The organism is Bradyrhizobium sp. CSS354 (genome assembly GCF_029051725.1).
Lineage (GTDB): Bacteria > Pseudomonadota > Alphaproteobacteria > Rhizobiales > Xanthobacteraceae > Bradyrhizobium.
In genome coordinates this window covers 284402-296495 of sequence record NZ_JAACFU010000009.1, presented here as the reverse complement: position 1 = coordinate 296495, position 12094 = coordinate 284402, and the positions used below count along the sequence as shown (strand labels likewise).

Below are 12094 nucleotides of genomic sequence, written 5' to 3'. Positions count from 1 at the left end.
CTTCAGACGATCTGGGGCTGGCTGCCGTGAATCGCGGAGGCCAGCCGCAGCAGCAGCACGATCGAGACATTGCCCTTGCCGGCCTCGATCTGGGCGATGTAGCGCTCGGATATGCCGGAGCGGCGGGCAAGCTCCCGCCGCGACAGGTCGCAGCGCATGCGCGAGGACTTCAAGCGGTCGCCCAGCTCGGTCAGAAACGCGGTCTCGGAATAAGGCGGCACGGCACAGCTCCCCGGCAGCACCTCGCCTGCGAAATCCCTGACTTGATTCAGCATCGGTCTATCCAATTTCGCCTTCGGGAGCGCCATCCTACCCCGGAAGTGGCCGGCCTCATTGACGCGGATCAAATTCGCGCGCGAATGGCGGTCAGCGTGGACGATCGCGCGCAGGATGCTACACTTCGGAATTATTTGGAGGTGGGGCTTTTCAGGACATGAGGCGTTGTTTGAGCCGCTGGATCGCGGCAGCAGTGCTGTGGGTTGCTTTCACGCCCGCGGCCGGTGCCGAGTCGCTTGCGGCGACCATCGAGCAATGGGGCCTGCTCGGCTCATGGGCGGTCGACTGCGCGGTCCGGCCGGACCGCGACAAGGGCGCGCTCTTGACTTACGAGATCCGGAAGGACGGAAGGGTGATGTACCGGCGCAATTTCGGCGAGGCCAAGGACGAGAACGAAGTCGTATCCGCGACGGTTAACGCCGACGGCCTGCTCGATGTGATGGTGTACTTCCCCTTGCTGCAGCAGACGCGCGAGTTCGGTCTGCTACTCTCGAAGCAAGGCAGCTTGCGCGCAATCTACAATCGCAGTGAGCGCGGCGAGTACACGATCAGGGACGGCAAATACGTCGCGACAGGCGCGCCAACACCCGCACAACAGCGCTGCGATTAACCCACCTGAACAGGCGTTCAGAATTCTCTGCGATTCCTCCGGAACGTTCACGCGAATGCGCCGTTTAGATTTGCATTCCATTGGAGGAGGACATCATGAAGAAGTTTGGTTATGTGCTTGCCGCTGTCGGCGCGCTCGCGGTTGCATTGCCGACGCTCGCCAGCGCGGAGACGGTGGTGATCAAGCGCGGAGGTCATCATCACGGCGCGTACGGCGCCCGCGCCGAATACGGCATGCATCGCGATCACGGCTGGCATCGCGGCTGGCGCCATCGCGACCGAGTCGTCGTGATCAAGCGTGGTCACCGCCATCATTGGGACTAATGCGCAACGCAATACGGAAATGGCCCCTCACGGGGCCATTTCTTTGCGTGTACGAAACGGTCGGCGAGGTCAGTCCCATGCCGGCGCAAAGCCGGGATTGACGCAGCGCCTGTCCTTCGGCAGCGCGGCGATCTTGTTGCGGTCGGCATCGTCGAGCGTGATCTTCAGCGCGTCGAGATTGGCCTGCTGGCTCTCGCGGCGTGAGGCTTTCGGGATCGCGGCGACACCGTCTTGGTCGAGCAGCCATTTCAGCGCGACCTGCGCGGCGCTTGCATTGTGTTTGGCGCCGATCTCGGCCAGCACCGGATCGGAGGCGACGCGCCCCTGTGCCAGCGGGCAATAGGCGACCAGCGGGATCGACTTGGCGTTGAGATAGGCCAGCACCTTCGATTGATCGAGCATGGCGTGATATTCGATCTGATTGCAGGCGATCGGCGCCTTGATGTCCTCGACCGCGATCTTGAGCAGCGCCGTGGTGAAGTTGGCAACGCCGATCGCCCGCGTGCGCCCCTCCTCCTTCAGCGTCATCAAGGTCTCGAACACCGCACCCCAGTTCGCGGCCCTGGACGGCCAGTGCACGAGATAGAGGTCAACATGGTCGAGCCGCAGCTTGTTCAGGCTGGTGTCGAAGGCGCGGCGGATGGCGTCGGGGCTGAGGTTCTCGTGCCAGACTTTTGTCGTGACGTGCAGCTCGCCGCGCGGCAGCCGGGCCGCGGCGAGCGCCGCGCCGATCGATTCTTCGTTGCCGTACATCTCGGCGGTGTCGATATGGCGATAGCCGATCGAGAGCGCGCTCTCGACCGCCGCGCGGCAGGCATCGCCCTGCATGCGGAAGGTCCCGAGGCCGAGCTTGGGCATGCTGATGCCCTGTGTCTTGAGAGTATCCATGAAAAGGCTCCTGACGTCGTTCAGCCCGCCGGAGGCCAGCAGCGATGCTGCGTGAGCAGACTCTTCGGGGATGGAAAAGAGGTGGCGGGAATGGACAGCATAGCGCGGCAGGTGCACGGCGGCCAATCAAGATCGGGTTAGCGACCTACGAATGCTGCGCCACCACGGCTGGACGCACCTGCGGTTGCGGCACGATATCGACCGACCAGAGGTCCCGGTTGTCGACGTCCTTCAGCGTCACTGTCATCACGCCGGTTCGGCCTTCAATGTCGACCTTGCCGAAGAACTGGAGTCCGAAACAGGGGGCCAAATTCTCGCCCTGCGCTTCACTGCATCCGTTCTGGTATATCGCGACCGGACCAAAGGTGTTGTCGAGCTCGCCCGGCCCCCAGGTGCCGGCATGCAAGGGCCCCGAGACGAACTCCCAGAACGGTTCGAAGTCTTGGAATTGCGCCCTGTTCGGATCGTAATAGTGCGCGGCGGTGTAGTGCATGTCGGCGGTGAGCCAGACGATGTTGCGGAGTCCGGCGCGCTTGATGGAGGCGAGAAGATCGGCGAACTCGTGCTCACGCCGGTTGGGCGGCCCATCACCCAGCGCAACCGCATCGAGGCTGACCAGGCCGATCGGCAAGTCGGCCGCGATCACCTTCCAGGTCGCGCGCGAGGCCGCGAGCTCACGCTTCAGCCAGGCGAGCTGTTCGGCACCGAGGATCCAGCCGCGGTCATCGTCGCCCTTGTTCCAGCTATCGTCGCGATAGCTGCGCATGTCGATCATGAACACGTCGAGCAGCGGACCATAAGCGATCTTGCGATAGACCCGCCCCTTTCGCGCGCCGATGTCGCGGATGGGCATGGAGTCGAAGAAGGCGCGGCGGGCGCGCGAGACCAGGCGCGGGGTGCCGTCATCCTCATGGCCGGCCCCGTCATAGCTGCCGGACGGCGACCAATCGTTGGTGACCTCGTGGTCGTCCCATTGGGCAAACATCGGCACTTCGGCATGGAAGGCGCGGAAGTGCTCGTCCAGATGGTTGTATTTGTAATTGCCGCGGAACTGCGCCAGCGTGTGCGCGACCTCGGATTTCTCCTCGGTCACGACATTGCGCCAGATCTCGCCGTTCGGCAGCGTCTGCTCGGAGGGAATCGTGCAGTCGGCATAGATGTGGTCGCCGGAGTGGATGAAGAAGTCCGGGCTATTTTCGAGCATGGTGCGATAGCTGCGGTAGCCGCCGCGGCATGTGTCAATGCCCCAGCCCTGCCCCGCGGTATCGCCGGACCACAGGAACGAGATCGACCGGCCGGCAGCCGGCGCAGTGCGGAAATGGCCGATGCGGCTTTCGCCGGCGATGCCGGTCGCGATGTCGTCGAAGCGCACACGATAGAAGATGTCCTGCCCGGGCGGCAGATCTTCCAGCAGCAGTTTTGAGGTGAAGTCGGCATCGGGCGACGCATCGCGCGAAGCCGACGCAATGACGGTCTTGAAGCTTTCCACGGTCGAATAATCCACCTGCATCCGCGCGGGCCGGTCGGCGCGCGCCCAGATCACGGCGGAGCCATCCGAGACGTCGCCGGACTGGATGCCGCCTGCGATCTGCGGACGATCCGCGGCACGGCTGAGATGTGGCGTTGCGAGCGCGGCGACGGCGAGGCTCGAGGTGGAACGGACCAGGAATTGCCGCCGGGTCCAGGCGCGCGAGGCGCGGAGCGCTACCATTCAGGAAACCTTCGTCGAATCGCGACGGAAGGTGCCTGCGTCGTTTGACCCCCGGCTTACGGTTTCTTGACCGCGGGCCTACGGTTTTGCGACGTACGGATGACGGCTCGGAACTGAGCTAATGCTTCCAGTTGCAGATGCCGCCGGTGCGACAGGGCCAGGTCTGGATGCGGGTGTCCATCGCCTGCGCGTCGAGCGGATTGCCGTGGCGATGCGCGAGCTTGGTGCGTGCCGCACCGCGTGGCTGCGCGGGCTTGGCGTGCGCGACCTTCGGCACCGGCACGCGCACGCGTTCGGCGGCGACCTTCTTCGGCACGTCGACCGGCTCGGCGCGCGCCTGCGCCTCGTTGCTGCCGCGCGCCTCCAGCGCGACCGGCGCGAATTGGGTTTCGGGCCCGAGCCGCTTCGGCGACAGCACCGCCTTGGAAAGATCGAGGCCGAGATATTCGTCGGGCTTGTAGTCGTCAGCGCGCGCGACGCCGGCCCATGCGAGCACGAGGGCAACGGCAATTGCAAAAGGAGCGCTCTTTGGAATCACGGACGCCTCCTGAAATTGATTGTTAAGAGGTAATTTACCTCTATTTAGGAGGCGTCGCGCGCAATTCCAGCGGTCAACTGCCGCCGTGGTTAAGAAGTTTGGCGGTGTCAGGCGACCTTTCGCGGTGCACCCGCCCCTTCAAGAAACCCCATCAGGCGGGTACGGATGATGGTTTCCGCCTCAGCCATGATCCTGTCGACGAGTTCCTTGCAGGTGGGGATGTCGTGGATGAGGCCTGCGACCATGCCGCAGCTCCACGCGCCCGCGTCCATTTGACCATCCAGCATGATCCTGGGATAGACGCCCGCGACCTGGTCGTGGATGTCGTCGATCTTCAGCTTGTCGCCCTTCTCGCGTTCGATCTCGAGCAGACGGTCGACATTGGCGTTCTTCAGCACGCGCTCGGTGTTGCGCAGGCTCCGCATGATCAGGCGGGTGTCGAGCTCGGTCGCGGCGACCAGCGCGTTCTTGACGTTCTGATGCACTGGGGCTTCCTTGGTGGCGATGAAGCGCGTGCCCATGTTCATGCCGGCCGCCCCCAGCGACAGTGCCGCGACGAGGCTGCGGCCGTCGGCCATGCCGCCGGAGGCAACGAACGGAATCTTCAATTCCTCTGCCGCGCGCGGCAGCAGAATCATGTTGGGAATGTCGTCCTCGCCGGGATGGCCGCCGCACTCAAAACCATCGACGCTGACGGCGTCGCATCCGATGCGCTCGGCCTTGAGGGAGTGGCGCACCGAGGTGCATTTGTGAATGACCTTGATCCCGGCGGCCTTCAGCGCTGGCATGTAGGCTTCCGGGCTGCGGCCCGCGGTCTCCACGGACTTGATGCCGCCTTCGACGATGGCGGCGATGTATTCCGGATAAGGCGGCGCGGCGAAGGTCGGCAGAAAGGTGAGGTTCACGCCGAACGGCTTGTCGGTCATGTCACGGCAGCGCGCGATCTCTTTGGCCAACAGCTCCGGCGTCTTCTGCGTGAGACCGGTGATGATGCCGAGCCCGCCGGCATTGGAGACGGCAGCCGCCAGCTCGGCAAAGCCGACGAAATGCATGCCGCCCTGGATGATGGGGTGCTCGATGCCGAACAGTTCGGTGATCGCGGTCTTCACTTAAATTACCTCCCGGGCTTTTGCTTGACGTTCGGACCAGTCTAGCCGGACTTTTGCGCCGCGGTCACCATTTCTCTCCGAACGGCCGTTGGCTCAATGCCCCCGCGCGGGGGCGCCCAGCTTGATCGGGCGCAGCACCGCGGCGGTCGGGATCATCAGCACCGCGATGATCGCGAGCGTCCAGAACACGTCGATATAGGCGAGCAAATCGACCTGATGCTGCAAGGTGCGGCCGACCCAGGCGACCGCCTGCGCGGCCGCATCGCTCGCATTCGAGCCCTGAGCCTGGAAGAAGCGGGTCATCGTCTCGATAGTCTGCTGGTAGCCGAGGTCCGACGGCGCGGCGTGCTCGATCAGGCGGCTCTGGTGGAATTGCTGGCGCTGCGCCAGAATTGTCTGCGCCAGCGCGACGCCCATGGAGCCGCCGATATTGCGGGCGACGTTGATCAGCGCCGAGGCCTGGTTGGTCTTGTCGGGCGGCACGCCATCATAGGACGCGGTCGTGACAGGCAGGAACAGGAAAGGCAGACCGAGCGCGAGGAAGATGCGCGACATCGCTGCATAGCCGTAGGTGATGTCGCCGGTGAGGCCTGTGAGATGCCACATCGAGAACGCGACGATGGTAGCGCCAAGCATGATGAGGTATTTCGGCTGAACGCTGCTGACGAGACGGCCCACCACCGGCATCAGCACCAGGGTCGCGATTCCGCCCGGTGACAATGCGAGCCCCGCCAGCATGGCGGTGTAGTTCAAATCGCTCTGGAGGAGTTGCGGCAAGAGCTGCGTCGTCGAGATCAGCACCGCGCCGGTCGCAAGCATGACCAGGAAGCAGGCGGCGAACTGGCGACGGCCGAGCAGGCGGAGATCGACGATGGGATCCTCGCGCGTCAGCTCCCACGGGATCAGCGCAAGCAGCGAGACGGCCGCAAGCACCGCGAAGAACACGATCATGTTCGAGCCGAACCAGTCGTTGCGCTGGCCCTCGTCGAGCACGTATTCGAGCGAGCCAAGCCCGATCGCGACCAGCAGGAAGCCGACATAGTCGACGCGCAGGCCCTTGCTCAGCAGCTTCTCCCTCTCCTCCTCCGCACCCGACGGCTCCTTGACCAGCGTGCCGACCAGGAACAGCGACAGCAATCCCATGGGGACATTGATCAGGAACACCCAGTGCCAGGTATAGGTGTCGGTGATCCAGCCACCGAGCGTCGGACCGACCACGGGCGCGACCACGACGGCGACGCCATAGATTGCGAAGGCCTGGCCGCGCTTGTGCGGCGGAAAGGAGTCGGCGAGGATCGCCTGCTCGCTGGTCGCCATGCCGCCGCCACCAAGGCCCTGAAGGATGCGGAACAGCACCAGCGACTGCAAATTCCAGGCGAAGCCACACAAAAGCGAGGAGGCCGTGAAGATCGCAACACAGATCATGTAGAAGCGCTTGCGGCCGATCACGGTCGACAGCCATCCCGAGATCGACAGCACGATGGCGTTGGCCACGAGATAGCTGGTGATGACGTAGGTGCTCTCGTCGATGCCGACGGCAAGCCCACCAGCGATGTGGCGCAAGGCGACATTGGCAATGGTGGTGTCGAGGACCTCCATGAAGGTCGCGATCGAGACGACGAACGCGATGAGATAGGGATTATGACCGCCCGCCGCCGAGCGCTCCGGCGACCAGCCGCCCGCGGACGCGCCGCCTTGCGCCGTGTCGGTCATCGCACCCTGGTCCAGGGCACGACCGACATGCCGGGACCAACGGGCAAATCGGCCGGCCAGCTATCGACCACGATCTTCACCGGCACGCGCTGCACCACCTTGACGTAATTGCCGGTGGCGTTCTCCGCCGGCAGCAGGCTGAACGCGGTGCCGGAGCCAGGCTGCACGGACTCGACATGGCCGGTGAGCTTGCGCCCGGGATAGGCGTCGATGCGGATCTCGACCGGCTGGCCAGGCCGCATGTCATTGAGCTGCGTCTCCTTGTAGTTGGCGACGATCCAGACCTCATCGGGCACGAACATCATCAAGCTCTGGCCCGCGTTGACGAAGGTGCCCTTGGCGCCGCTGAGCTTGACGACGCGGCCGGACTGCGCCGCAACGACGCCGGTATATTGGAGATTCAGCTTGGCCTGATCGAGCTGCGCCTGCGACTGCTCGAGCTGCGCCCGGGCGCCCTCGAGCTGCGCCTGCAGCGTCTTGATGCCGACTTGCGCAGCCGTCACCGCGGTCTTCGCGCGCTCGGTATTGGCCTGCTGCGCCTGAAGATCGGAGCGGGTCTGCTGCTGGCGCTGAACGGTGCCGGCGCCCTTCTCGACCAGATCCTGGGCGCGCGCGAATTCTTCCTGCGAGAACTGGAGCTGGGCCTGGGCCTGTTCGAGCTGCGCCTCCGCCTGCTTGATCTGCTCCTGCTGCGAAACGATCTGCGCCTCGACATTGGCGATGTTCGCCCTGGCGACCGCGACCTGAGCATTGGCCTGATCGATGGCGATGCGATAGTCGCGCTCGTCGATCTTGGCAAGAATGTCCCCGGCGTTGACATGCTGGTTGTCCGTGACCGGGATGTCTGTCACGTAGCCGCCGACCTTCGAGGCCACGGAAAAGCTGCGCGCCGCGACGAAGGCATCGTCGGTGGATTCATAGTGGCGTATCTGGAGCCAATAGAGCAATCCGCCGATCAGAGCTGCGAGCAAGACGATGGCGCCAACGCTTGCCACCAGCCAATGCTCGCGAATCCGGTCTCGCAGCGACGGCGCCTGCTCCGGTTTCGAGCCCTCGGCGTCGCGGGCCTGATCAGGAGATGTCTTCGGAGCTTCTTTCGCCCTCTGCGGCTGCTCCGCGGACGGTCCACGCTCCCGTGTCTGAGCATCCACGGTGAACACCTTTCTCGGGGATCAAACTGGCGGCAGAGCCGCCAAAGCCGGCACACGCGCCGCGAGCCCAACTACAACTCCTGATCATGGTTCCGCTTGTTGCGAGCGCCATCGCGTTCGTGAACGGCCTGCCCAAAAAGCGAGCGCGGCACAGTGCGTGCCGCGCTCGCCGCGATATCTATGGGCAGCGCACCTTGTGTCAGTGCGTCTTCGTCGCTTGCCATTTCTCGAGATCGGGCTTCACCTCGTCCGATCCCTGCTCTTTTTCCGGAGTGCCCTTCCAGGGCTTGTCTGTCTGCTTGTGCGAACCCCAGTCGCTCTGCTGCCGGGGATCGTCGTTAGGCCGTTCCTTGCTCATCGAGCTTCCTTTCGGTGGAAACGCTTACGCGAAGGGGACGCCGTAATAGGAGTTGATGCCGCGAACCGCGGCGTCATCACCCCAGTTCCAATCGCTCCGTTCGCCGTATTTCGGCGCGCCTTCCAGCTCCTTGGTGGTGATGCCGGTGACATAGCCGCCGAGCTCCGTGTCGTATTTCAGCGACTGCCACGGCAGCGGGTAATGGTCGTTGCCGAGGCCCAGAAATCCGCCGAAGCCGAGCACGGCGTAGGACACCTTACCGCTGATCTTGTCGATCATCACGCGTTCGATCGAGCCGATTTTGTTGCGATCGGCGCCATAGACCGATGTTCCCTCGACCTTGTCGCTGCCGATCAACCGACCCATCTCGTCTCTGTCCAGTTCACCCTGATTCAACATCTCAATTCTCCACTCAGCCAGTGTGGAGACAACCCGAAGAGGTGCTCGATCGTTCCGGCATGTTCCGCCAGACTTGAGGAACATCGCCGGAAACGGGCGGTTCTCTCAAATTCAAATCCCGGAAACCAAATACCGGAAAACGAAGGGCCGCCCTCGATGTCCCAGACCGTCTCCGACTTCATCGTTCAACGTCTGCATCAATGGGGCGTGCGCCACCTCTTTGGCTATCCCGGCGACGGCATCAACGGCGTGTTCGGGGCCCTTCAGCGCGCTGAGGGCAAGATCGGCTTTGTCCAGGCGCGGCATGAGGAGATGGCCGCCTTCATGGCGACCGCCTATGCGAAGTTCTCCGGCCAACTCGGGGTCTGTATCGCAACTTCGGGCCCCGGCGCCTCGCATCTGATCACCGGGCTCTATGATGCCCTGCTCGATCACCAGCCCGTGCTCGCGATCGTCGGTCAGCAGGCGCGCAATGCACTGGGCGGACACTATCAGCAGGAACTCGATCTGGTCTCGATGTTCAAGGATGTGGCTGGCGCCTATGTCATGCAGGCCTCCTCGCCGGCGCAGATCCGGCATCTGATCGATCGGTCGATCCGGATCGCGCTGGCACGGCGGACGCCAACGGTGATCATCCTACCCAACGATATCCAGGAGGAGCCCTACGAGGATCCGCCCCGCGCTCACGGCACCCTGCACTCCGGCGTCGGCTATAGTCCTCCAAGCATCAAGCCTCGTGACGCTGACCTCGACCGTGCCGCCGAGGTGCTCAACGCCGGCAAGAAGGTCGCGATGCTCATCGGCGCCGGCGCGCTCCACGCCACCGAGGAGGTGATCGCGGTCGCCGACCGCTTGTCAGCCGGCTGCGCCAAGGCGCTGCTCGGCAAGGCAGCGCTCCCCGACGATCTGCCCTGGGTCACCGGCTCGATCGGCCTGCTCGGCACCGAACCCAGCTACATCATGATGATGGAATGCGACACGCTGCTGATGGTCGGCTCCGCCTTTCCCTATGCCGAATTCCTGCCGAAGGAAGGCGCGGCGCGCGGCGTGCAGATCGACATCGACGCCAGCATGATGTCGATCCGCTTCCCCATGGAGGTTGGCCTGGTCGGCGATGCCGCCGAGACGCTGCGCGCCCTGCTGCCGCGGCTCGCACCCAAGACCGACGGCGCCTGGCGCCAGGGCATCCAGGACGACGTCGCGAAATGGTGGAAGACGCTAGATGATCGGGCACATCAGCCCGCAGCACCGGTCAATCCGCAGCTCGTCGCCTGGGAGCTGTCTCCGCGCCTGCCGGACCGTGCCATCATCACCAGCGATTCCGGCTCCTGCGCCAACTGGTTCGCGCGCGACTTGAAGATGCGCCGCGGCATGACGGCCTCGCTCTCAGGCGGCCTCGCCTCGATGGGTGCGGCGGTGCCCTATGCACTCGCCGCGAAATACGCCCATTCCGACCGCCCGGTGATTGCCCTCGTCGGCGACGGCGCGATGCAGATGAACAACATGGCCGAACTGATCACCGCCGCGAAGTATTGGCGCGACTGGAAGGATCCGCGCTTCATCGTCTGCGTCTTCAACAACGAAGACCTCAACCAGGTGACCTGGGAGCAGCGCGTCATCAACGGCGATCCGAAATTCGAGGCATCGCAGCGCATCCCAAACGTGTCCTATTCGCGCTTTGCCGAGCTGATCGGCCTCTCCGGCATCTATGTCGACAGCCCGCAGCTACTAGGCTCGGCCTGGGACCAGGCGCTCGCGAGCGAGATGCCGGTGGTGCTGGAGGTCAAGACCGACCCCGAAGTGCCGCCGCTGCCGCCGCACATCACCTTGCAGCAGGCCAAGAACTTCTCTCTTGCGCTGATGAAGGGCGACCCCAACGAGAGCGGAGTAATCAAGGGCGCGGCGCGGCAGGTGTTGGAAAAGATCCTGCCTGGAAGTGAATGAGGTGAAGCATGAGCGATTTCCGCGATATCCAGCATGGCGTGAACGATCCCGTCGATGGCCTCGACGTGAAGCGGCAGATCAACGACAACCGGACGCCGCACGAGCGGGCACAACGCCATGCAGACGTACGTGCCGAGGCCACCGCCACGCCGACCGAGCCGTTCCTGCCTGAACGGCTTCGGCGCAAGCCGACCGATCCAATCAACCCACGGAGCGGGAGGAGACCGACGGATTAGCCGTTAGGAACTCCGGCCGCTGCAACGTGTTGGTGGGCGCAACGTCGCGCGGCGAGAGGCTGCGCGCCCATTTGGAGGGATCGGACCATGAAACGTACCATCATCGCAGCTGCCTGCGTGCTTCTCGCAGGCCCCGCGCTCGCCCAGTCGCTTGGCGAGAAGACCGGCGTCAACTCGGCGCTCGGCGTCGCGCCCGCTACCGCCGACTTCGTCAAGGAAGTCGCCATCAGCGACATGTTCGAAATCGAGTCGAGCAAGCTCGCCCAGCAGAAAGGCAACGCGCAGGAGAAGACCTTTGCGCAGCAAATGGTGACCGACCACACCAAGACCAGCAGCGAACTCAAGGGCCTCGTCAGCGGCGGCAAGGTGCAGGCCACCCTGCCGACAGCACTCGACAGCTCGCATCAGAGCAAGCTCGACAAGCTCAAGAGCGCGAACGGCAAGGACTTCAGCTCGGACTACAATTCGTACCAGGTCAGCGCCCATGAGGACGCGGTCTCGCTGTTCGAGCGTTACGCCAAGGGCGGCGACAATTCCGAGCTGAAGGATTGGGCCGGCAAGACGCTGCCGGCGCTCAAGCACCACCTCGACATGGCCAAGGAGCTCGGCAAGGCGCCGAGCGTCGGTCAGACCAAGTAAACATCTTCCGAGGACGCCGGCTCGTGGGTCGGCGTCCTCCCGTTTTGCAACGATGCCTCTCTCCGCGCATTGGGATCGCGAGATCGCGGAGACCGTCATGACACATCAAGACAAGGCTTCCATATCCCGCCGGCACGTCGTCCAAGCGGCGAGCGCAACGCTTGCTGCTGCTTCGCTGGCCTCTTCGACAGCGAAAGGA

The 12094-nt window shown here is 64.0% G+C and carries 14 protein-coding genes; 5 read left to right on the top strand and 9 right to left on the bottom strand.

What is annotated here, in order from left to right:
• Positions 1 to 2: 2 nt before the first annotated feature.
• Positions 3 to 275 (bottom strand): helix-turn-helix domain-containing protein, encoded by a 273-nt coding sequence (locus tag GWG67_RS23545; protein WP_275171740.1) that lies wholly within the window; start codon positions 273 to 275, stop codon positions 3 to 5.
• 158 nt (positions 276 to 433) lie between these two features.
• On the opposite strand from GWG67_RS23545, the gene GWG67_RS23540 reads away from it, so the two are divergent.
• Both GWG67_RS23540 and GWG67_RS23535 read left to right on the top strand, forming a co-directional pair.
• Positions 434 to 886: a hypothetical protein gene (locus tag GWG67_RS23540; RefSeq protein WP_275171739.1), complete on the top strand. Its 453-nt coding sequence runs from the start codon at positions 434 to 436 to the stop codon at positions 884 to 886.
• A 95-nt stretch (positions 887 to 981) separates the two neighbouring features.
• Complete coding sequence (locus GWG67_RS23535) at positions 982 to 1209, top strand: hypothetical protein (RefSeq protein ID WP_275171737.1); 228 nt, start codon at positions 982 to 984, stop codon at positions 1207 to 1209.
• 69 nt (positions 1210 to 1278) lie between these two features.
• Here GWG67_RS23535 and GWG67_RS23530 read toward each other — a convergent pair whose 3' ends face one another.
• The 8 genes from GWG67_RS23530 to GWG67_RS23495 all read right to left on the bottom strand — a co-directional run bounded on the left by GWG67_RS23530 (position 1279) and on the right by GWG67_RS23495 (position 9076).
• The gene (locus GWG67_RS23530; protein WP_275171735.1) at positions 1279 to 2097 is read right to left on the bottom strand and encodes an aldo/keto reductase; all 819 of its coding nucleotides are present in this window, start codon (positions 2095 to 2097) and stop codon (positions 1279 to 1281) included.
• A gap of 145 nt (positions 2098 to 2242) precedes the next feature.
• Positions 2243 to 3808 carry an alkaline phosphatase gene (locus tag GWG67_RS23525; RefSeq protein WP_275171733.1) on the bottom strand — a complete coding sequence of 522 codons (1566 nt, stop codon included), beginning with the start codon at positions 3806 to 3808 and terminating at the stop codon, positions 2243 to 2245.
• A 118-nt stretch (positions 3809 to 3926) separates the two neighbouring features.
• On the bottom strand, positions 3927 to 4346 hold the full coding sequence (locus GWG67_RS23520; protein WP_275171732.1) for a hypothetical protein: 420 nt from the start codon (positions 4344 to 4346) through the stop codon (positions 3927 to 3929).
• 107 nt (positions 4347 to 4453) lie between these two features.
• Positions 4454 to 5455, bottom strand: coding sequence for a nitronate monooxygenase family protein (locus GWG67_RS23515; RefSeq protein ID WP_275171730.1), 1002 nt, complete (start codon positions 5453 to 5455; stop codon positions 4454 to 4456).
• Between the two features lie 93 nt (positions 5456 to 5548).
• Complete coding sequence (locus GWG67_RS23510; protein ID WP_275171728.1) at positions 5549 to 7168, bottom strand: DHA2 family efflux MFS transporter permease subunit; 1620 nt, start codon at positions 7166 to 7168, stop codon at positions 5549 to 5551.
• The gene (locus tag GWG67_RS23505) at positions 7165 to 8319 is read right to left on the bottom strand and encodes an HlyD family secretion protein (protein ID WP_275171725.1); all 1155 of its coding nucleotides are present in this window, start codon (positions 8317 to 8319) and stop codon (positions 7165 to 7167) included. The genes GWG67_RS23510 and GWG67_RS23505 overlap by 4 nt, the downstream gene beginning before the upstream one ends.
• Before the next feature lie 199 nt (positions 8320 to 8518).
• Positions 8519 to 8677: a hypothetical protein gene (locus GWG67_RS23500; protein ID WP_275171724.1), complete on the bottom strand. Its 159-nt coding sequence runs from the start codon at positions 8675 to 8677 to the stop codon at positions 8519 to 8521.
• A gap of 24 nt (positions 8678 to 8701) precedes the next feature.
• A complete protein-coding gene (locus GWG67_RS23495) occupies positions 8702 to 9076 on the bottom strand; it encodes a PRC-barrel domain-containing protein (RefSeq protein ID WP_275171722.1) in 375 nt (124 codons plus the stop codon).
• A gap of 156 nt (positions 9077 to 9232) precedes the next feature.
• On the opposite strand from GWG67_RS23495, the gene GWG67_RS23490 reads away from it, so the two are divergent.
• The 3 genes from GWG67_RS23490 (at position 9233) to GWG67_RS23480 (ending at position 11895) form a co-directional block, all read left to right on the top strand.
• Complete coding sequence (locus GWG67_RS23490) at positions 9233 to 11020, top strand: thiamine pyrophosphate-requiring protein (RefSeq protein ID WP_275171720.1); 1788 nt, start codon at positions 9233 to 9235, stop codon at positions 11018 to 11020.
• A gap of 8 nt (positions 11021 to 11028) precedes the next feature.
• Positions 11029 to 11256, top strand: coding sequence for a hypothetical protein (locus GWG67_RS23485; RefSeq protein WP_007594757.1), 228 nt, complete (start codon positions 11029 to 11031; stop codon positions 11254 to 11256).
• Positions 11257 to 11343: 87 nt separating this feature from the next.
• Positions 11344 to 11895: a DUF4142 domain-containing protein gene (locus GWG67_RS23480; RefSeq protein ID WP_275171719.1), complete on the top strand. Its 552-nt coding sequence runs from the start codon at positions 11344 to 11346 to the stop codon at positions 11893 to 11895.
• Positions 11896 to 12094 lie beyond the last annotated feature (199 nt).